Origin of the sequence: Micromonospora sp. NPDC047762, from assembly GCF_043204655.1 — a bacterium.
Classification (GTDB): domain Bacteria; phylum Actinomycetota; class Actinomycetes; order Mycobacteriales; family Micromonosporaceae; genus Micromonospora.
In genome coordinates this window covers 987,349-1,008,004 of sequence record NZ_JBIDCQ010000001.1, presented here as the reverse complement: position 1 = coordinate 1,008,004, position 20,656 = coordinate 987,349, and the positions used below count along the sequence as shown (strand labels likewise).

The window sequence follows — 20,656 nt, the reverse complement described above, 5'->3', positions numbered from 1 at the left end:
CGCGCGTGGCGGCGGGTGGCCGGCGCGGCGGGCGTGACAGGATGCGGCGTGCCCCCGTTCAGCGCCGTACCCCCCGGTGGCCTACCGCCATTCGTCGCGGACCTGCACATCCACTCGAAGTACTCGCGCGCGTGCAGCCGTGACCTCACCCTGCCGAACCTCGCGTGGTGGGCCCGGCGTAAGGGCATCGGCCTGCTCGGCACCGGCGACTTCACCCACCCCGCCTGGTACGACCACCTGCGGGAGACACTGCGCCCGGCCGAACCGGGGCTCTACCGGCTCGACCCGGAGGCGGAACGGGACCTCGCCCGGCGGCTGCCACCCCGACTCACGCCGAACGCGGAGGCGGACCCGGTCCGGTTCATGCTGAGCGTGGAGATCTCCACCATCTACAAGCGGGACGACCGGACCCGCAAGGTGCACCACCTGATCTACCTGCCGGATCTGGACGCGGTGGCCCGGTTCAACACCGCGCTGGGCCGGATCGGCAACCTCGGCTCCGACGGCCGACCGATCCTCGGACTGGACTCCCGCGACCTGCTGGAGATCACCCTGGAGGCCAGCCCGGACGGCTACCTGGTGCCGGCACACATCTGGACTCCCTGGTTCTCCGCGCTGGGCTCGAAGTCGGGCTTCGACGCGATCGCGGACTGCTACGCCGACCTGGCCGGGCACATTTTCGCCGTGGAGACCGGGCTCTCCTCCGACCCCGCCATGAACTGGCGGGTCGGCAGCCTGGACGGCTACCAACTGGTGTCCAACTCGGACGCGCACTCGCCGCCGGCGCTCGGCCGGGAGGCGACGGTGCTGACTGCCGAACGGGACTACTTCGCCGTTCGGGAGGCGCTGCGTACCGGTGACGGCCTGGCCGGCACGATCGAGTTCTTCCCGGAGGAGGGCAAGTACCACGCGGACGGGCACCGGCTGTGCGGGGTCAACTGGACTCCGGAGCGCACCCGCGCTGCCGACGGACGCTGCCCCGAGTGCGGCAAACCCCTCACCGTGGGTGTCCTCAGTCGGATCGAGGAGTTGGCGGACCGGCCGGACGGGCACCGGCCGGCGCACGCCCGGGACGTCACCCACCTGGTGCCGCTGGCCGAGATCCTCGGCGAGATCAACAAGGTGGGTGCCCGGTCGAAGAAGGTCGAGGGGCGGCTCAACGAGCTGCTGGCCACGCTCGGCCCCGAGCTGGAGATCCTGACCACGACCCCGCTGACCGAGATCGCGCAGGCCGGTGGTGAGCTCCTCGCGGAGGGCATCGGGCGGCTGCGGCGCGGCGACGTCCGCCGGGTGCCCGGTTACGACGGCGAGTACGGCGTGATCACGCTCTTCGACCCGGCCGAGCTGGGCGCGCAGGAGACGCTGTTCGACGTACCGGTGCCGGCGCAGCGACGACCCGCGGAGCCGGCTCCACGGGTCCCGGCCAAGCGCCCGGCGGCGGCCAAGGCGGAGCCGAAGCGGAAGCCGGTCCCGGCGCCCGCGCCGCCGATCGCGTCACCGCCGTCTCCCCACGAGCCGTTCGAGCCGATGCTCTCCGGCATGGAGGAGGTCGGCACCGGCCTGCTGGACCGACTGGACGCCATGCAGCGGGTGGCCGCCTCCGCACCCGGCGGTCCGCTGCTCATCGTGGCCGGTCCGGGCACCGGCAAGACCAGGACGCTCACCCACCGCATCGCGTACCTCTGCGCGGAGCTGAACGTCTTCCCCGAGCACTGCCTCGCGATCACGTTCACCCGCCGGGCAGCCGAAGAGCTGCGGCACCGCCTCGATGGGCTGCTCGGCCCGGTCGCCGAGGACGTCACGGTGGGTACGTTCCACGCGTTGGGGCTGACCATCCTGCGGGAGAACGTCGGCGCGGCGGGTCTCCCCGCCGACTTCCGGATCGCCGACGACGCCGAGCGGGCGGCGGCACGCACCGAGGCCGGCGACGACAGTGCCGCTTACGTGTCGCTGCTGCGCAAGCAGGACCTGGTCGACCTGGACGAACTGGTGACCCTGCCGGTGGAGCTGCTGCGGGCCGACCGGAAGCTTGTCGAACGGTACCGGGACCGCTGGCGGTGGATCTTCGTCGACGAGTACCAGGACGTCGACGAGGTGCAGTACGAGCTGCTGCGGCTGCTCAGCCCCGCCGACGGCAACCTCTGCGCGATCGGCGACCCGGACCAGGCCATCTACTCGTTCCGGGGTGCCGACGTCGGCTACTTCCTGCGCTTCTCCGAGGACTTCACCGACGCCCGACTGGTCCGACTCAACCGCAACTACCGTTCGTCGGCCCCGATCCTGGCCGCCGCCGTGCAGGCCATCGCGCCGTCCTCGCTGGTCCGGGGCCGGCGGCTGGACCCGGCCCGGCTCGACCCGGAAGCTCCGCTGGTCGGGCGGTACCCTGCGGCGTCGGTGAACGAGGAGGCCGACTTCGTCGTGCGTACCGTCGACGATCTGGTCGGCGGGTTGTCGCACCGCTCGCTGGACTCGGGCCGCATCGACGGCCGGTCCACCTCACTGTCGTTCTCCGACATCGCCGTGCTGTACCGCACCGACGCGCAGGCCGCCCCGATCGTGGACGCCCTGACCCGGGCCAACATCCCCGTGCAGAAGCGTTCCCACGACCGGCTGCGGGATCGGCCCGGGGTGGCGGCCATCGCCCGCGAGCTACGACACGCCGACGGCCTGGCCGGCTCACTTGCCGCCCGGGTGCGGCTGGCCGGTCAGGTGGTCGCCGAGCGGTTCGCCGTGCCCACCCTGGACGGCGCCAGCAGTGCGGTCCGCCCCGAGGACGTCCGCTCGGCCGTGGACCTGCTGACCCCGCTGGCCCGACGCTGCGGCGACGACCTGGAGGCCTTCCTGTCGCAGTTGGCCACCGGCGCCGAGGTGGACGCGCTCGACCCGCGGGCCGAGGCGGTCACGCTGCTCACCCTGCACGCCGCGAAGGGCCTGGAGTTCCCGGTTGTCTTCCTGGTCGGTGTCGAGGACGGGTTGTTGCCGTTGCGCTGGCCGGGCTCGACCCCCGACGAGGACGCCGTCGCCGAGGAGCGCCGGCTCTTCTTCGTCGGCCTGACCCGGGCCCAGGACCGGCTGTACGTCAGTCACGCCGGCCGCCGCACCCGGCACGGCACCGAACGCGACTGTTCACCTTCGCCGTTCCTCGGCACCATCGACCCCGGCCTCTTCGAACGCTTCGGGGAAGCCGAACCCCGCCGCCCCAAGGACCGCCAACTCCGCCTGATCTAAGCCCCCTCACGCCCCCAAGCCCCCAAGCCCCCAAACCCCCACGCCGCCACAACCCCACGCCGCCACGCCGCCGCCGATCTTGCACTTTCGGTTGCCGATGTGCGTGGAATGCACCTTATGTCGGCGCAGAAACTGCAAGATCGACGAAGTCTGGGGCCGGGCCGGGGCCACGGCCACGGCCACGGCTTGGGCGGGGCCGGGGCGGGGGTGTTAGGGGAGGAGGGCGGCTAGCCAGGCGCCCGCCAGCAGGGCCGGGCCGAGGGGTAGCAGGGTGGTCCGGTGCACCTTTCGGGTGACGAGCAGGGTGAGCACCAGACCGCCGTGCAGCACGTGCGGCAGGAGCAGCCCGGTCAGCAGGGCGTCCCACCCCAACCAGCCGAGCGGCAGGCCGAGGACGGCGGCGAGTTTCACGTCCCCGAAACCCAGCCGTGAGCCGGGCAGCAGGGCCAGCAGCACGTGCGCCCCGCCCGCGACGACCGCACCTGCCAGCGCGCCGAGCAGCCGGCCGGGAGTGCCGGACAGCAGCGCCGCTGTGGTCAGCCCTCCGAGGGCCAGCAGCCCGGCGACGAGGACCAGCGGGTCGGGCAGCCGCAGGCAGGCCAGGTCGACCCGCGCCAGCACCAGACCGACCGCCGCGACCGCGAGGAAGACCGGCAGCGCCAGGTCGTCACCCACGGCGACGGCAAGGCCGGCGAAGACGCCGGCCGCCACCACCGGGTCGACCCAGGGCCGCCGGACCGGCTGCGGCAGTGAAAACGCCGGTCGCCAGGCGTCCGCGGTGGCGAAGCACCGCGACACCAGGGGTACGACGAGGCCGACCAACGCGCCGAGCAGCGCGATCGACACCAGCGCGGCGGCCGACATGGGCCGGACGTTACTGGCGGTCGTGCAACGGCGTGTCCCCCGATCGTGATGCCGGCGTATCCCTCGATCGTGATCCCGTGCCCGCCCGGCGCGGCCGTTCGGTGGTCACCACCACGGCGACCCCGGCGACGATGACGGCACCGCCGAGCAGCACCTGCGGGGTGATCGGCTCGGCCACCAGCAGCGCGCCGAGCGCCACAGCAACCGCCGGGTTCACGTAGGCGTACGTCGACACCAGCGAGATCGGCGCGTTGTGCAGCAGCCAGACGTACGCGGTGAAAGCCACCAGCGAGCCGGCCACCATGAGGTAGCCCAACGCCAACCAGGACCGGGTGCTCACCGCCGCCGGGTGGAAGTCGGCCAGTTCGCCCCGACCGGCAGCGAGGGCCACCAGCACCAGCGCGCCGGCCATCATCTCGTACACCGTGGCCACGAACGGGTCGGCGGGCATCCGGATCCGTCCGGACAGGAACGACCCGACCGACCAGGAGGTGGCCGCCGCCACCACTGTCAACGCCCCGACCAGTGGCACCGCTGCCGAACTACCGCTCGGCAGCACCAGCAGGACGAGGCCGGCGAAGCCCACTGTGACCCCGGCGAACGTCCAGATCGGCGGCCGGTCCCCGGTGGCCGAGCGCAACAGCACGACCAGCAGCGGCACCGTGGCCACCAGCAACGCGGCGATCCCGGACGGCAGCGCCACTCCCGGCGGCCCTGATTCGGCGAGCACCACCAGGCCGTTGCCGGCGCTGAGCAGGAGCACCCCGACCAAGGCGGCCGAGCCGAGTTGCCGTCGGTCCACCCGCAGCGCGCCGGGGCCTCGACGCAGTCGCAGCACCACCGCCAGGACCAGGCCGGCCACGGCGAAGCGGAGCGCGGCCGACAGCAGCGGAGGCATCGTCTCCACTGTGATCCGGATGGCCAGATAGGTCGACCCCCAGAGCACGTAGACCACGATCAACGCGGTCCAGATCAGGGTCGGTGTGCTGTTGGCACGACGGCCGGCGAGGGCCGTGGCGCTCGGTGGAGGTGAGCTCATCAGTGGACCACGCTACGGTGACCCCGGAGCCCGCGTCGCGCTTTGGTGGCCGGCCTCTCACCACTTGTGCAGGAGGGCGGCATGACGAACTACGGACAACCGGGGAGCGGCCACCCGGGGCCGTGGCGTGGGCAGAGACCCGACGAGACGCCCGGTCGACCGCCGCAGCAGCCCTACCCGCCGGCGGCGGAGCCCTACCCGCCGGCGGTCCCGTCGTACCCGCCCACAGCGCAGGGACGACCCGGGGCGTACGGCGGCCCACCCACCCCGCCCTACGGTGCGACGCCCGACGCGCCCTACGGTGCGGCACCCGACGCGCCCTACGGCGGCGGTACGGCCACGCCCTACGGCCACGAGTCCCGCTCGCCCTACGGCGGCCCGTACCAGCCGACCCCGACCTACGGCGGGCAGCCGTACCGGCCCGACGACCCGTACGGCGAGGATCCGGCACCGAGCCGGCGCGGTCGGGGGCCGCTGATCGCGGTACTGGCCGTCGTACTACTGCTGGTGGTGGCCGCCGCCGGGGCGTTCTGGTTGCGCAGTGGGCCGAGCGACCCGCCGCCGGCAGCCGCGCCGAGCAACTCGGCCGTTGCTGGTGAACCCAGCGCGGACGCGGTCGAGCCCGCGCCGAGCGCGGCCGCGCCAGAATCGTCGGCCGATCCACGGTTCGCGAAGGTCGGCCAGTGCGTCCGCAACGACGGCACCGCTGGTGGCAAGCCGAAGCTGCTGATCAGCGGCTGTACCGCGAAGTCCTACGAGGTGCTGAGCCGGATCGACGGCCCGACCAGCGGCGAGCGGGACGCCGAGGCCAAGTGCGCCAAGGTCGAGGGCTACACCAACTGGTATTTCTTCGACAGTGAGCTGGACACTCTCGACTTCGTCCTCTGCCTCAAGCAACGCTGAGACCACCCACCCCCGGGGATGACATGACGACCTACGGACCTGCGGGTTCCGACCAGCCGGACGATCCGTACCAGCGCCCGCCCAACGGGCCTGACAGCTCACCACCGGTCGATGAGACGGTGCCGCTGCAGAGCACGCCGCCGCCCGCGGACGACCCGACCCGGCAGCAGTGGGGTCCCCCGCCGGCTGGCGCGGAGCCACCGACGGCACCCATGTGGGCGCCGCCGCCCACCGATCCGGAGCCGCCGACCGCGCCCATGTGGGCGCCGCCGCCCATCTCGGGCCCGGGTTACCCACCGCCCGGCCCGTACCCGCCAGCGGGTCCGACACCGCCGGCCGGGCCGTACCCACCCGCCGGCTCGACACCGCAGGCCGGGCCGTACCCACCGGCCGGGCCGTACCCACCGGCGGGCCCGATGCCCGGTCAGCCGGCCGGGCCGGCACCGGGGCAGCCACCGGCGCCCTGGGGTCAGCAGCCTCCCGGCGGCTACGGTATGCCGCCCGTCGCGCCGGCGAAGAAGACCGGCCGCAACGTCGCTCTGATCATCACCGTGGTGGTGCTGCTCGTGCTCTGTCCGTGCCTCGGCCTGGCCGGATGGGCAGTCTGGAAGGTGGCCGACGCTGGCAGTGACGCGGCGCGGGCCCCGTCGACGAGTGCCCCGGGCGTTCCACCCGCGCTGCCCAGCGACGCTCCGACGTCGGCCGCCCCGACTCCGGGCCCGGAGTTCGCCAGGGGTGACTGCGTGGTGAACGACGGCAGTGAGAGCGACGCGGAGCTCCGTAAGGTGCCCTGCGGCCCGAACACCTATCAGGTGCTGCTGCGGATTCCGGCGACCACCGACGGTGACCGGTGCGAGATGCTCGCGCCGCAGGCGACCGCGAACTATGTGCACGACAACTCGGTCGACCTGTTCGACTACGTGCTCTGTCTGAAGGAGCGCTAAAGCCTGTTGCCAAAACTAGGGCTGTCTAGCGTGGACGCTAGACAGCCCTAGTTTGTGGTCGACAGTCTCGACACGCCGGTAGCCCCATCTATCCATGTCTAGCCTCGCAGCTAGACGGCCCGATAATCTGCGATGCGTGGATCCGGTCCGCAACCCGTACGCGCCGGGCGCCGGTCAGCGTCCGCCCGAACTTGCCGGGCGGGGGCGAGAGCTGGACGTCTTCGACATCGTGCTCGAGCGCATCGCCCGGGGCCGACCCGAGCGCAGCCTCATGCTCACCGGGCTGCGGGGCGTCGGCAAGACGGTTCTGCTCAACACGCTCCGTTCGCAGGCAATCAACCGGCTCTGGGGCAGCGGCAAGATCGAGGCTCGACCGGACCAGTCGTTGCGCAGACCGGTCGCCGCCGCACTGCACATGGCCGTCCGGGAGCTGGCCCCCCGCCACCGCGCACCGGACCGCATCGACGCGTTCCTCGGCGTCCTCAAGGCGTTCGCCCAGCGGTCCAACCCGACCAGCCGGGCCGGTGCCGCCACCAAGCTGCGCGACCGGTGGCAGCCCGGCATCGACGTGCCGGCCGCCAGCGGTCGGGCCGACTCTGGCGACATCGAGATCGACCTGGTCGAACTGTTCAGTGACGCCGCCGCCGTGGCCAGCGACGTCGGCACCGGCATCGCCATCTTCATCGACGAGATGCAGGATCTCGGCCCGGAGGACGTGTCCGCGCTCTGCGCCGCCTGCCACGAGCTGTCCCAGCTCGGCGCGCCGCTGATCGTCGTCGGCGCCGGCCTTCCGCACCTGCCGGCGGTGCTCAGCGCCGCCAAGTCGTACTCCGAACGGTTGTTCCGTTATCAACGCATCGACCGGCTCGACCGGATCGCCGCCGACCGGGCGCTCTGCGCGCCCGCCGAGCGCGAGGAGGTCGAGTACGAGCAGAAGGCGCTCGACCTGCTCTACGAGAAGTCCGGCGGCTATCCCTACTTCGTCCAGGCGTACGGCAAGGCCACCTGGGACCACGCGCCACGCTCGCCGATCACCGCCGCCGACGTGCGGGTGGCCGCTCCCGAGGCGGAGGCCGAGCTGGCGGTCGGGTTCTTCGGTTCCCGGTTCGAACGGGCCACTCCCGCCGAGCGCGAGTACATGCGGGCGATGGCCATGATGTCCGCGGTCGAGGGCGAGCCCGGCGAGGTGGTCCGCGACGACATGGACGCCGCGGTGCCCACCGCGGAGATCGCCCGTGCCCTCGGCCGCAAGCCGGCCAGTCTGTCTCCGGCCCGGGATGCGCTGATCAAGAAGGGGCTGATCTACTCCGGTGAGCGGGGCACTGTCGCCTTCACCGTCCCGCACTTCGGCCGGTACCTGCGGACGCAGCCGGCCTGAGGCCCGGTCAGACCTTCGACCAGGGGGCCGGGAAGAGCACCTCACCGCGAGGCGGGGGGCCCTCCTCGCTGGTGGACGGCGGCAGCACCAGCGCCTGCCAGGGCTCACCGAGGCCGGCCCAGGGGCTGGTCAGGCCGAGTTCACTCGCCGGGCCGAACCCGAACCGGCGGTAGAAGACCGGGGCACCGAGGACGACGACGAGCCGCTCGCCCAACTCGGTGGAGGCATCCAGGGCAGCCTGCACCACCGCCGTGCCGTGCCCGACACGCTGTCGGTGCGGCGCGACCGCCACCGGGCCGAGAGCCAGGGCGGGCACGTCCAAGCCTCGCTCCGGCCGCAGCCGCACCCGGGTGAGCAGCGCGTATCCGACCACCTCACCGCCGTACTCGGCGACCATGGCCAACTCCGGCAACCAGGCGGCGGTGTCGCGCAGCTCCTCGACCAGGCTGACCTCCGGCGGCGTCGCCACGTCCGGGCGGGCGAAGGCGGCGGCCAGTACGCGGCGGACCGGGCCGGCGTCGGCCGGGTCCTCGGGGCGTAGCCGCAGCGTGGTCACCCGCGCGACGTTACCCGCCAGCGCCCGTCCATCCGTGACGGTCGCTTGACTCGGCGTGGCGCACGTGTACGAACACCAATCCGATCCTGCGGTTGACGGGGTAGCAAACGTCGCGAGGGGGTATGACTGATCCATGACGCCCGTACGTTCCCTCGCCCGCGCCATGCTGAGCGGCATCTTCGTGGTCAGCGGGTATCGCAACCTACGCGACCCCGGCCGGCTCGCGGTGGCCGCCAAACCGGTGACCGACAAGGTCGCGCCGATGCTGAAGAAGGCACACCCGAGCTTCCCCACCGAGACCGAGACGCTGATCCGGCTCAACGCGGCTGTGCAGGTCGGTGCCGGTCTGATGCTGGCCACCGGCCGGTTCAGCCGACCCGCGGCGCTGGTTCTGGCCGGCACGCTGGTGCCGGTGACAGTCGCCGGGCATCCCTTCTGGAACAACGACGACCCGATCGCCAAGAACAACAACCAGATTCATGCCCTGAAGAACCTCGGGCTCCTCGGCGGTCTGCTCCTCGCCGCCGCGGACACCGGCGGCAAGCCGGGTCTGCGGTGGCGGACGGGCCATCGCATCGGCCACTCTCGACGTTCCATGCAACGTGCCGTCCGGACCGCCCGGCGCGAGGCCCGGATCGCCGTTCGCTCCGCGTCCACCGCACGTCGACTCCCCGGCTGACCTGCGTCGATCCGTCTCCGTCTCACCCCCACCCCTCGCTAAGGCCGCGAATTACCTGAACCACCCGGTAGGCGTTAACGCGGTGGAAATGTCAAAAACATGTGTGGGATCGGACACGGTCGCATAACGCGGGAGGCACTGACGTGAGGCGCCGTTCTAGGCTCCGTGCAGGACCTGGACGGGTAGGACGACCTTGGTACGGGGGTGGCCACGCCATGCCGACGGATGTCGGTAGACGGGCGGACCGCCTCGCCCCAATCCAACGTGTGACACGCGGGATCGACCGCGTGGCTCGCGGGATCGATCGCAGGAACGTCGTACGGGGCGCCATCGTGGCCGCCGTCGCCTATGCCGCATGGCTTGCCATCGGTGCCTTCGGGCGGCCGTACAACTTCTTCGACATGAAGATCTACCACGGTGCCGTGGTGTGGTGGGCGAGCGGTCACGAGCTCTATGAGTTCATCGCGCCCGAAACCACACTCGGGTTCACCTACCCGCCCTTCGCCGGGCTGGTCATGCTGCCGATGGCGCAGCTGCCGATCGGCACGGCCGGCCTGGTCAACGCCGCCGCCAGCATCGCCGCCCTGGCGCTGGTACTGGCCGGGCTGCTCCGACCCATCGTGGACCGACTGGGATGGCCACTGTGGTTCACTGTGGCCCTGGCGGTGCCGCTCGCGGTCGCCATCGAGCCAGGTCGGGAGACGCTCGGCTACGGCCAGGTCAACATCCTGCTGTTCGCCTTGATCATGGCTGATCTGATCGGCCTTCGCTGGCGGTCGCGCCGGGGCACCCACTACGCCGCCACAGACGGGCCGCTGCTGCGCTTCATCTACGGCGGGGCCTGGGCGGGAGCCGGTATCGGCCTCGCCACGGCGGTCAAGCTCACCCCGGCGCTGTTCATCGCCTACCTGCTGATCACCCGTCAGTGGCGGGTGGCGGCCACCGCCATCGGCACGACGATCGGCGTGACGTTGGGGACCTTCGCGATCGTCGGGGACGAGTCGCGGACCTACTTCGGCAGCGTGCTGTGGCAGACCGAACGCGTCGGCGCGGCGGACATGACGCCCAACCAGTCCCTCGCCGGCCTGCTTGCCCGGCTGTACGACTCGATCGAGACCCCGGGGCTGCTGTGGCTCGCCTTCTCGGTGCTGGTCCTGGCGCTGGGCCTGTCCCGGGCGGCCAGTTCCCGCGCCGACGGTGACGAGTTGACCGCCTTCACGTTGGTGGGTCTCACCGCGAACGTGATCAGCCCGATCTCCTGGACGCACCACCTGGTCTGGGTGATCCCGGCGATCATCGTGCTGGCCGACGCCGCCGTGCGTCGCCGCGAGGCGAGCCGGGGGATGCCGCAGCGCACCGGCCAGGGGCCGGTGTTCGGCGGTCTACCCGGCGTCAACGGCCTCCGCCCGCCGATCTGGTACCCGACGCTGACCGGGCTCCGCCACGGCTTCGCCGCGATCGGGCTCTACCTGCTCTTCCTGATCTCCCCGATCTGGCCGTACGAACACCAACTGCCGGAGATGTCGCACTACCAGGACGGTCTGTTCGGGGCGCTGATGGAAAACTCGCTCGCGCTCGCGCTGATCGTCCTGGTCGCCGCGCTGCCCTGGCGCCCCGGCGCGGAGCCGGCGTTCTACGGCGACCGGCTCGCCCGGGCCGTGGTGGTCAACGGCCGCCGCTGAGCGTCAGGGGCAGTTGACCCATTCCTCGGTGCCGTCGGTGAAGACCTGCCGCTTCCAGATCGGCAGTCGCGCCTTGACCTCGTCGACCAGCCGGGCGCAGGCCGCGAAGGCCGCCGCCCGGTGCGCGGTGCTCACCGCGGCGACGAGCGCGACGTCACCGATCGCCAGGGGGCCGACCCGGTGCGAGACCGCCACCGCGTAGACGTCGGGCTCTGCGGCGATCTCGGCGGCCACCTCGCGCAGCACCTGTGCGGCGCTCGGGTGGCCCTCATACTCCAGGCTGGTGACCTGGCGACCGTGGTCGTGGTCGCGGACCACGCCCTGGAACGACACCACGGCGCCGGCCCGGCGGTCGGCGACCGCCGCCTCGTGCGTGGCGAGATCGAGCGGCTGGTCGGTGACCTCACCGAAGGTGATCGCTGGTGCGGTCACGACGCACGCTCCCCGGGAAACAACGGCAGTGGCACGATCGGCACCCGGTCGCCCGGCTCACCGCGGGTGCCGGGTCGGATGACCGCGAACCCGTCCGCGCCGGCCAGGCCCCGCAGCATCGCCGAGCCGACGTGACGGACCGGGAACGCGACGCCGGCGGACCGGTCCAGTCGGACCAACGCCAGGTGGGTGTGGTCACCACGACCGGGCACTGCCTCGGCCAACGTGACCTGTGGCAGCGCCGGCATCGACCGGCCCTGGAGGCCGGCGAGCAGCGGGGCGACCAGTGACACCAGCGCGACGATGGCGGACTGCGGGTTGCCGGGCAGCCCGGCCACGAACCGGGCTCGCCCGTCGGGGCCGGTCAGCCGGGCCAGCAGCATCGGGAAGCCCGGGCGAACCGCCACCGTGTTGACGACGTAGTCGGCGCCGAGCGCCTCCAGGGTCGGGTGCAGGTGGTCGACCGGACCGTTCATCGTGCCGCCGGTGGTGCAGACCAGATCGGCGTGGCCAAGCGCCGAGCGTAGGGCCGCCACGTGCGCGGGCAGCGTGTCGGCCACCGGGCCGACCACGTCGGACGGGCGGACCTGGCAGCCGTAGCGCCGCAGCCAGGCCGGCACCGCGGGGCCCAGCGCGTCGCGGATGCGACCGGCCGCGGGCGGACCCGCCGTCAGCAGCTCGTCGCCGAAGACCAGCAGCGCGGCGCGCGGCACCCGCCGGACCCGCAGCGTGTCGTGCCCGCAGGCGGCGGCCAGGCCGATCACCGCCGGGTCGACCGGCGTGCCGACCGGCAACAACTCCTCATCGGCGTACGCCTCCTCGCCGGGCTCGCGCCACTCAGGCGCCTCCCGGGGAACGCCGCTGATCAGGCCGGTGGTGGATGCGGCGGACTCCTCGACGCGGAGCACGGCGGTGGCACCCTCGGGCACCATCGCGCCGGTCGCGATCTCGACAGTGGTGTCGTCCTCGGTGAGCGGCGCGGGGGTGCTGCCGGCCAGGACCCGGCCGACGACGCGCCACGGCCCACGGCCGCGCACCGCCCAGCCGTCCACGCTGGAGGTCGGGAACGCCGGCAGGTCGGTGCGGGTGGTCAACGGCTCGGCCAGTGTCGACCCGTCGGTGTCGGCAAGTGGTCGGGCGGCGGCGGGCAGCGCGGCGGCCAGACCGACCGCGTAGACCCGCGAACGGGCTTCTTCCCACCCGGCTGGCGGGGGTGCGGTGACCCGATCCGCGGTGGGTGCGGTTTCCGTGCTCACCGACCGAGCCTATCGGCCCGGACCGACACCCGCCCGGGCCTGGCGCGCACCGGTCGGTGCTCGCCGCAGAGCGGTCAGTGCCCCCGTCGTGCGGAGCGGTCAGTGGTCTCCGCCGCGGAGCTGGTCCACGGTGTGGCCGAGGATCGGCCCGAGAACGGCCAGGCCGTCCCGGGCACCGCCGGTCGAGCCGGGCAGATTGACCACCAGCATCCGACCGATGACCCCGGCCAGGCCCCGGGACAGCACCGACGTCGGCACGCGGTCACGACTGTGCGCCCGGATCGCCTCGGCGACGCCAGGGATCTCGTAATCCAGGAGGCCCCGCGTCACGTCCGGGGTCCGATCCGTCGGGGTCACTCCGGTGCCGCCGCTGGTCAGCACCACGTCGACACCGTCGGCGCGGGCGGCCCGCAGAGCGTCGCCGACCGGCTCGCCGTCGGGCACCACCACCGGGTCGTCGACCTGGCAGCCCAGCTCACGCAACCCGGCGACGAGCAGTGGCCCGCTGGTGTCGGCGTAGACACCGGCCGCAGCCCGGTTGGAAGCGACGATCACCCGAGCCCGGATCACGGCCGGTCCTCCGGCCGAACCCACTCGCCGGTCTTGCCGCCCTCCTTGCGCAGCACCCGGACCGCCTCCACCGAGGCCGCCGGGTCGACCGCCTTGACCATGTCGACCAGGGCGAGACCGGCGACAGCAACCGCCGTCAGTGCCTCCATCTCCACCCCCGTCCGGTCCGCCGTGCGGGCGGTGGCCGTGATCTCCACGGTGTCGGCGGTCAGCCGCAGGTCGACGGTGACACCGTGCAGCGCGATCGGGTGGCAGAGCGGAATCAGGTCAGGAGTGCGCTTGGCCCCCATGATCCCGGCCAGCCGCCCGACGGCCAACGCGTCACCCTTGGGCAGCCCGTCGCGATGCAACAGGTCGATGACCTCGGGCGTGGTCCGCAGACGGCCGGCCGCGACGGCCAACCGACCCGTCACCGCCTTGGCGGAGACGTCGACCATGCGGGCCGCGCCGGCGCGATCGACGTGGCTGAGCTGCGCGGGTTCGGTCACGGTCGTGAGCCTATCGGTGTGGTCCGACGGCGGTCGGAAGGAGCGGCGTCACGCTGGCGACCGCACCGGGTGCTGACGGCGCAACGGCCCCGACGCCGCTCCTCCCTCGCCAGCCCGCCGCCGAGGTCGCTGGGGGGACCCGGCAGCGGGCGCGTGTCGACGACCCGGTTCTGCCCAGGGGCAGAACCTCCCCCGTTCGTCGATACGGCCGGTAAGTTACCGGGCCTGCCGATAAGAAATCGATAAGCGCCGTTCAGGCTGGTCAGCGCTCCGCGACCACTGCCGCCCCGGCCAACTCGGCGAGGCGACGTTCGGCTTCGAAGCGCTCCGGCACTCCCATCCGCCGGAAGATCGCCAACGCCCGCTCCCAGTGCCGCCGCGCCTCGGCCGGGTCGGTGCGGGCGAAGTGTTCGGCGAGCCCAGCCAACGCTCGACCCTGCTCGTGCGGATGCGCGATCCGAGTGGCCAGCCGCAACGCCTCCTGGTGCACCTCGAACGCCTCACCGCCCCGCCCCTGCGCCAGCAGGGTGCGGCCGAGTTCGTTGAGCGCAGCCGCCTCGACGTGTCGCTCCCCCGAACCGATCGACAGCTTCCGAGCCAAGTCGTGCTCCTGCTGGGCCTCCACCAGTCGACCCAGACCCCGATAGGCGATCCCGAGGTCGTTGCGCACCTCAGCCTCGGCGTATCGGTGGCCGGTGCGATCACGGAGGGCCAACGAGGCCAGGAGTATTCGGATCGCCTGCGGCAGATCGCCCATCCGGACCCGCACGGCGCCGATATGGCTGAGGGCGTTGAGTGTGTGGAAGACGTCGGAGTTCGTCCGGGCCCACGCCAGGTGCAGGCGATGCAGGCGCAACGCCTCCTCGTAGCGCCCCAGTGAGGTGAGTGCCATGCCGAGGTTCGGCAGCGCCATCGGCACCTTGGCTTTGCCGTATCCCTTGTAGTCACGCAGGTGCTCAAAACCGACCCTAACCGCTCCGGTCAGGTTGCCGCTCCAGTAGTAGACAGCAGCAAGATTGGCGCGGTACCGCGCGGTTCTGAGCACGTCCCGCGAGTCTTCGGAGAGGGCGACAGCGCGGGTCAGATGGTGCAGTGCTTCTCGGTTGTCGCCAGTCCGGATATATCCGGAAGCGAGGTAGTTGTTCATCAATGCCGTTGCACCGACGTCCCCGGATGCTTCCGCTGCGGTCAGCGCGTGCCGGTGGGTCGTGATGATGTCCTCGAAGTATCCGCGGATGTAACAGAATCGCCAGAGGGCACGGGCCAGCCGCCACGAGTGCTCGTGGAAGCCCTCATCGAGCGCTGCCCCCACCATCGTCACAAGGTCCGTCCGCTCCGCTTCCAACCAGTCAGCAGTGGGCTCCCCGATAGCGTCGATCAGCTCTGGTCGCCCGAACGGGACATGTGTGACGCGAGATTCCAGGTCGTTGAGCTCCAGCGTCTTGGCGACCCTCAACGCCACCGCCAGAGTGAAGTCGAACAGGTGAGCCAGCCCGGCCTTTCGGTCGCTCACAGAGTCGGTACGCGAACACAACTCGATGGAGTAGTGCCGCATGAGGTCGTGCAGTCGATATCGCGTCGAGTCCACGTCCTCCACCAGGTTCCTGTCGACGAGGTCGTCGAGCGCCGCGCGAGCATCCGTGATCGTCAGCCCGGTCAGCGCGGCGACTGCCGGCGTACTGAAGCGACTACCGGGATACAGGCCAAGGAATCGGAAGACACGCTTGGTCGAACTCGCAAGCGGCTCATAGGAAGCGGCGAAGGCCCCGGTGACGGTGTTCTCCTCCTGAGCCAGGTAGTGCAGCGCCGGAGCATCGCCAGCCATCTGCTCGGCAAGGTCCGCCAACCGCCAGCCGCGCCGGTGCGCCAGCCGCGCACCGGCCAGCCGGATCGCCAGTGGGAGATACCCGCACCGACGCACCACCTCGGCGGCCGCCTCCGACTCGGCCTCAACCCTGTCCCGACCGATGCTCAGGCTGAGGAGATCCACGCTCTCCCGTGGGTTCAGGAGCGGCAGCGTCTGCGAGGGCCCGACATCCAGGTGGGACAGACGACGCCGCGAGGTAACCAGCACGACGGTGGTCGGCTCGGCCGGAAGCAGGGGCATGATCTGCTCGCTGCTCGCCGCGTTGTCGAGCACCACCACTGACCGCCGGAGGGCCAGTTCCTGTCGCCACAACTCCACCCTGTCGTCGAACTCCACGGGTACACGACCGGCGGGAACGCCCAACTGTCGAAGCAGGGTGACCAGGGCACTCGCCGGCTCAACCCGGTTTTTCTCACCGTGCCCGCACAGGTCGATGAAGAGCGCGGCGTCCGGGTAGCGATCGGACAGCCGACGGGCGAGGTGCACGGCAAGAGTCGTCTTCCCGCTGCCCGCCATGCCGTCGATGATGTGGACGGCCGGCACCCGCGCCTCGACCCGCAAGGTCTCCGCCAGCAGCCGCGACACCACGTCCTCCCGGCCGACGAAGTCGGTGACAGCTCGGGGAAGGTGATCCACCACGTCGGGCCGAGGCGCTGTCTCAGCGATCAGGGCACCGACTGTGGGAGTCGGGTTCGGGAGACGGCGGGCACTCTGGCCGGCCGGACGGGACGCGGCGCCGTCCGCCGGTCGCCGGAGTGGCGCCGCCGAAACGATCGTGCGATGAAGAGCCTGAAGGTCGGAACCCGGGAGGACGCCGAGCTCGGCCATCAGCTTCGCCCGAACCTCGTCGTACGTGAGGAGCGCGCCCGCGTGGTCGCCACGCTCGTGCAGCGCCCGTCCGAGGAGGACGTACGCCGGTTCCCGGAGGGGATGACGGGCGATGGCGTCCCGTAACAGGGGGATCGCCAGGTCGCCGCGCCCCGCTCTGAGCTGCGCGTCGGCAAGGAGTTCCACGGCCAGCAGACGCTCCTCCTCGGCGGCCACCACGCGTGCGCCGAGCACCGGCCCGAGCGATATGCCGGCGAGCATCGCACCCCGCCAGCGCGCCACGGCGGACCCCAACCGTTCCAGGGCGCTGTCGACGTGACCGGCTATCAGGGCTTCGCGGCCCGCGGCGCACTCCATCTCGAAGCGGAACACGTCGATAGCTTCCGGCCCGACGGTAAGGCGGTAGCCGCTCTGCTGCCTGACGATGACACCCCGACCAGACTCGTGAGCCTCGAAGGTACGGCGCAGATTGGCGGCGTAGGTCCGGACGTTCGCCACGGCAGAGCGCGGCGGGCTGTCTGGCCACAACTCGTCGACCAGGTCGTCGAGGGTCACCAGTTGCCCCGGTTGGACCGCGAGCATCGCGAAGACAGCCTGCTGTTTAGGCGTACCCAGGTGCAGCTTGCGAGCCAGCAGTTGCACCGAGAGGCCACCCAGAAGTTGAATCTCCACCCGTCCCCCTGCTTCAGCGGGGTATTCAGCCGATCACGCAACGAAGCTTACGGGCACCCGGATGTCGACCTGACACCAATCAAGCCGTCGATGCATACGCTCCTACGGCCGCCCACTGCGACGCTGCCGATGAGTGCAATGCGAACATTGCAAGAACCATCTGCGCCCTCGGCGTTCTCGACCGCTGCCGCAACAGGGAAAGAAGGAGCGAAAGCCCTCAGCTACTTGTTCGGCACGAGCCGTCGGCTCCGGGGACTGGAACTGACCAGGGCGGTGCCACCATCATCAATGTTCCACTGCGAAGGGGAGCCAGGCTGAAGCTGGCGAGCGGTTGACCGAATCGGCGGATGAGTTGCGGCATCACCGACGGCCACACTGAGGGCGCGGTCTAATCAGTCGTCGCGGCTCGCGACATTCCGCAACGGACCGGATGCAACAGGCAAGCATCCCAGCGCTCTCCGCACCGGAACGCAAACAGAATGTCACTTATCCGCACAGGATTAACTAATGTTGAGGATAACGACATTTATCGTCCCTAACTAGGGCTAACCCCATTTAAGCTCCATTCGTAGAGGGTCGGCGCCAACAGAGCCCGACAACCGCACGAAGGGGAGGGTGGGTGAAATGCGCGGAAACGAGTGGGGCTGACATCGATGCGGGACTTCCGCAGCGCCCGGCGATATGGTTGCGAGTACGACAGGCGAGGTAATCCAGGAGTTGCGTGGCCTCTTCACAACGACGCGATGACGGGACCGATCGACGGCTACGGCTGATCGTCGGTCTCCTCGTCGTTGCGGCCACGATCGTTGCTCTCGCCTCCCTGAGATTGACCTTCCCCGCGGCCGAGGCTCCGACACCCGACGTAGCGACCCTGGTCACGCTGACCGCCATGATCGCCTTGGGTGCGTTCGTCAAGACCCGCGTACGTGTCCGGTCCACGGTGCACCTGATCAGTTGGAGCGAGGCGGCGATCGTCATCGCGGCTGCCATTGCCCCCGTTCCCTGGGTGGTCCTCTGCACCTGCATCGGCATCACCATCGCCTCGGCCCGTCTTCCACCCATCAAGCTGGCCTTCGGCGTCGGCAAGAACATCCTCGTCGCGGCCGGGGCCGGCACCGCCTTCGCGCTGCTCGGTTGGACCTGGCCCGCCATGCAGGCCCCACAGCTGGTCGGGATCCTGGCGGTCGCCTACCTAGTCGCTGCCCTCCTCGACGAACTGCTGGCGATCCCCGTGATCGCGCTCGCCTCCGGCACCAGAATCTCGACCCAGTTCCGCAGCAACCTGGATCTTCGCCTGGCCGGCTACGCGGTCCGGTTCGTGGTGGCGGCCCTGACCCTGCTCACCCTCCAGATGGACCCACGGCTCCTGCTCGCCGTGCCACCCCTGGTCCTGAGCCTGCACCTGGCCTACTCCGCGCGCATCCGAGGCCGCACCGAGCAGCAGGCGTGGCAGCGGCTTGCCCGCACCACCGACGCGCTCAACGTGGTCGACCTCGACAACGTCCTCACCACCGCCGTCACCCAGGCCGCCGAGCTGTTCTCCGCCGACGAGGTCGAGATCGAGCTGAGCGACGGCAGCCGCACCGTACGCGGCGGCACCGGCGGCATCACCTTCGACGGCCCCCCCGGCACCCCCACCGACGTGGACGGCACGGTCGTCCCGGCACCGCTGGAAGGCCATGACCGGACGGTCGACGTCGGCATGCTTCGACTGCGTTTCCGCGGCCCGGTGCAGCTCTCCGAACGGGAGCAGTACACCCTGCGCACCTTCGCCTCCGCGCTCTGCACCGCCGTCCGCAACGCCCAGGCGTACGCCGAACTGGCCCGAGTCGCCGACGAGCACGCGTACGCGGCCTCGCACGACGCGCTGACCGGCCTGGCCAACCGCCGGCACCTCCTCGACGAGGGCACCGAACACTTGAGCACCCGCCATGCCGAAGGGGTGACCGCGCTGGTGCTGATCGACCTCAACCATTTCAAGGAGGTCAACGACACGCTCGGGCACGCCGCCGGCGATCAGGTGCTGGTGCAGGTGGCCGACCGGCTGGGGGGTGCGGCCCAGCCGAGCGACCTGGTGGCCCGCCTCGGCGGCGACGAGTTCGCCGTACTCATGCGCGGTCTGCCGGCCCCGGCGGTCGCCGCGCACCGGGCCGAGACGCTGCTCGCCGCCCTGCACGAGCCGTTCGAGTTGGACGGCATGCGCATCAGCGTCGAAGCCAGCGGTGGCATCTCCGCCGCCCCGTCAAACGGCGGCATGGCCGAGTTGCTGCGCCGCGCCGACGTGGCCATGTACCAGGCGAAGCGAGCCGGGCAGCGGATCTCCACGTACGCCCCGACCCGCGACACCGCCGACCTCGGGCGCCTCACCCTCGGCGGTGACCTACCGCGCGCGGTCGCCGACCACGAGTTCGTCGTCAACTTCCAACCGATCGTCGACCTGGGCACCGGTGAGGTGACCAGCGCCGAGGCCCTGGCCCGCTGGCACCACCCCACCCACGGCCTGATCGACCCACTGCGGTTCCTGGAGGCGGTGGAACGGTCCGGCCTGCTACCGGCCTTCGCCGAAGCGATCCTCGACCAGGCGCTGATCGCGGCGGTGAGTTGGCGCGACGCCGGCTTCGACGTACCGGTCGCGGTCAACGTGTCCCCGCGCAGCCTTCTCGACGCGCGGTTCCCCGGCTCGGTGCTGGCTCGCCTCCGCGCACACGACCTACCACCGGACCGGCTGGTCCTGGAGTTGACCGAGACGCTGACCCTCAGCCAACTCGACGTGGTCGACCGGGTGCTCAGCCGACTACGCGACGAGGGCGTCCGGTTGGCGTTGGACGACTTCGGCACCGGCTACTCCTCACTCTCGCTGCTCTCCCGAATCCCGGTTCACGAGCTGAAGATCGACCGGAGCTTCGTGACGACGATGGAGAGTTCGGCGGAGGCCGCCGCCGTCATCCGCTCCACCCTCGACCTGGGTCGCAGCCTCGACCTGGACGTGGTGGCCGAGGGGGTGGAGAGCGAGCCGCAGCGGCGGGCCCTCTGGGAGTTGGGCTGCGTCGCCGGCCAGGGGCACCTGTTCGCCCGGCCGATGCCGTCCGGCACCCTGCTCGCGGCGATGCAGCGCGGCTCGGGCGGCCGACCGGGCACCCTCGCCGCGCCGCTGCACGACACCGGGGCGGTGATCCGGTTGAGCCAGAACCGCCGCCAGTCCGGCCGCTCCAGGCCCGACCGCCTGCCACACCTGCCCGCCTGAGCAGGCATCGGCCCACTGCGTGGGCA

General features: G+C 71.2%; 14 protein-coding genes and 1 pseudogene. 7 read left to right on the top strand and 8 right to left on the bottom strand.

Going from position 1 to position 20,656, the window contains the following annotated elements; genetic code table 11:
• Window positions 1-48: 48 nt before the first annotated feature.
• Window positions 49-3,228, top strand: coding sequence for a UvrD-helicase domain-containing protein (locus ACGF3C_RS04870; RefSeq protein ID WP_393218786.1), 3,180 nt, complete (start codon window positions 49-51; stop codon window positions 3,226-3,228).
• A gap of 210 nt (window positions 3,229-3,438) precedes the next feature.
• Here the strand turns inward: ACGF3C_RS04870 and ACGF3C_RS04865 are convergent, their stop codons facing one another.
• Together ACGF3C_RS04865 and ACGF3C_RS04860 are read right to left on the bottom strand one after the other, a co-directional pair.
• A complete protein-coding gene (locus ACGF3C_RS04865; RefSeq protein WP_393218783.1) occupies window positions 3,439-4,092 on the bottom strand; it encodes a prepilin peptidase in 654 nt (217 codons plus the stop codon).
• Between the two features lie 10 nt (window positions 4,093-4,102).
• Window positions 4,103-5,131: an EamA family transporter gene (locus tag ACGF3C_RS04860; protein ID WP_393218780.1), complete on the bottom strand. Its 1,029-nt coding sequence runs from the start codon at window positions 5,129-5,131 to the stop codon at window positions 4,103-4,105.
• Window positions 5,132-5,548: 417 nt separating this feature from the next.
• Between ACGF3C_RS04860 and ACGF3C_RS04855 the strand changes: the two are divergent.
• The 3 genes and pseudogenes from ACGF3C_RS04855 to ACGF3C_RS04845 all read left to right on the top strand — a co-directional run.
• Window positions 5,549-6,034 (top strand): annotated as a pseudogene (locus tag ACGF3C_RS04855) (hypothetical protein); the annotation flags it as partial.
• Between the two features lie 494 nt (window positions 6,035-6,528).
• Window positions 6,529-6,978: a hypothetical protein gene (locus ACGF3C_RS04850; RefSeq protein WP_393219099.1), complete on the top strand. Its 450-nt coding sequence runs from the start codon at window positions 6,529-6,531 to the stop codon at window positions 6,976-6,978.
• A 136-nt stretch (window positions 6,979-7,114) separates the two neighbouring features.
• Window positions 7,115-8,356, top strand: coding sequence for an AAA family ATPase (locus ACGF3C_RS04845; RefSeq protein ID WP_393218777.1), 1,242 nt, complete (start codon window positions 7,115-7,117; stop codon window positions 8,354-8,356).
• Window positions 8,357-8,363: 7 nt separating this feature from the next.
• Here ACGF3C_RS04845 and ACGF3C_RS04840 read toward each other — a convergent pair whose 3' ends face one another.
• Window positions 8,364-8,912: an N-acetyltransferase gene (locus ACGF3C_RS04840; protein ID WP_357226344.1), complete on the bottom strand. Its 549-nt coding sequence runs from the start codon at window positions 8,910-8,912 to the stop codon at window positions 8,364-8,366.
• A 133-nt stretch (window positions 8,913-9,045) separates the two neighbouring features.
• Here ACGF3C_RS04840 and ACGF3C_RS04835 point away from each other — a divergent pair, with 133 nt between their 5' ends.
• Both ACGF3C_RS04835 and ACGF3C_RS04830 read left to right on the top strand, forming a co-directional pair.
• Complete coding sequence (locus ACGF3C_RS04835) at window positions 9,046-9,591, top strand: DoxX family protein (protein WP_357201811.1); 546 nt, start codon at window positions 9,046-9,048, stop codon at window positions 9,589-9,591.
• Window positions 9,592-9,806: 215 nt separating this feature from the next.
• Entirely contained in the window at window positions 9,807-11,273 is a 1,467-nt protein-coding gene (locus ACGF3C_RS04830; protein WP_393218772.1) for a glycosyltransferase 87 family protein, read from the top strand.
• Between the two features lie 3 nt (window positions 11,274-11,276).
• Here the strand turns inward: ACGF3C_RS04830 and ACGF3C_RS04825 are convergent, their stop codons facing one another.
• The 5 genes from ACGF3C_RS04825 to ACGF3C_RS04805 form a co-directional block, all read right to left on the bottom strand.
• Window positions 11,277-11,705 carry a molybdenum cofactor biosynthesis protein MoaE gene (locus ACGF3C_RS04825; RefSeq protein ID WP_130405760.1) on the bottom strand — a complete coding sequence of 143 codons (429 nt, stop codon included), beginning with the start codon at window positions 11,703-11,705 and terminating at the stop codon, window positions 11,277-11,279.
• Window positions 11,702-12,961 carry a molybdopterin molybdotransferase MoeA gene (locus ACGF3C_RS04820; protein ID WP_393218767.1) on the bottom strand — a complete coding sequence of 420 codons (1,260 nt, stop codon included), beginning with the start codon at window positions 12,959-12,961 and terminating at the stop codon, window positions 11,702-11,704. Before ACGF3C_RS04820 ends, ACGF3C_RS04825 begins: the two co-directional genes overlap by 4 nt.
• A 99-nt stretch (window positions 12,962-13,060) precedes the next feature.
• The gene (locus tag ACGF3C_RS04815; RefSeq protein WP_393218764.1) at window positions 13,061-13,531 is read right to left on the bottom strand and encodes a molybdenum cofactor biosynthesis protein B; all 471 of its coding nucleotides are present in this window, start codon (window positions 13,529-13,531) and stop codon (window positions 13,061-13,063) included.
• A complete protein-coding gene (gene moaC / locus ACGF3C_RS04810) occupies window positions 13,528-14,019 on the bottom strand; it encodes a cyclic pyranopterin monophosphate synthase MoaC (RefSeq protein ID WP_088987073.1) in 492 nt (163 codons plus the stop codon). The genes ACGF3C_RS04815 and moaC overlap by 4 nt, the downstream gene beginning before the upstream one ends.
• A gap of 262 nt (window positions 14,020-14,281) precedes the next feature.
• Window positions 14,282-17,386, bottom strand: a complete 3,105-nt coding sequence (locus tag ACGF3C_RS04805) for a BTAD domain-containing putative transcriptional regulator (RefSeq protein ID WP_393218761.1) — start codon at window positions 17,384-17,386, stop codon at window positions 14,282-14,284.
• A gap of 721 nt (window positions 17,387-18,107) precedes the next feature.
• Between ACGF3C_RS04805 and ACGF3C_RS04800 the strand changes: the two genes are divergently transcribed.
• On the top strand, window positions 18,108-20,630 hold the full coding sequence (locus ACGF3C_RS04800; RefSeq protein WP_393218758.1) for a putative bifunctional diguanylate cyclase/phosphodiesterase: 2,523 nt from the start codon (window positions 18,108-18,110) through the stop codon (window positions 20,628-20,630).
• The last annotated feature ends 26 nt before the right edge of the window (window positions 20,631-20,656 follow it).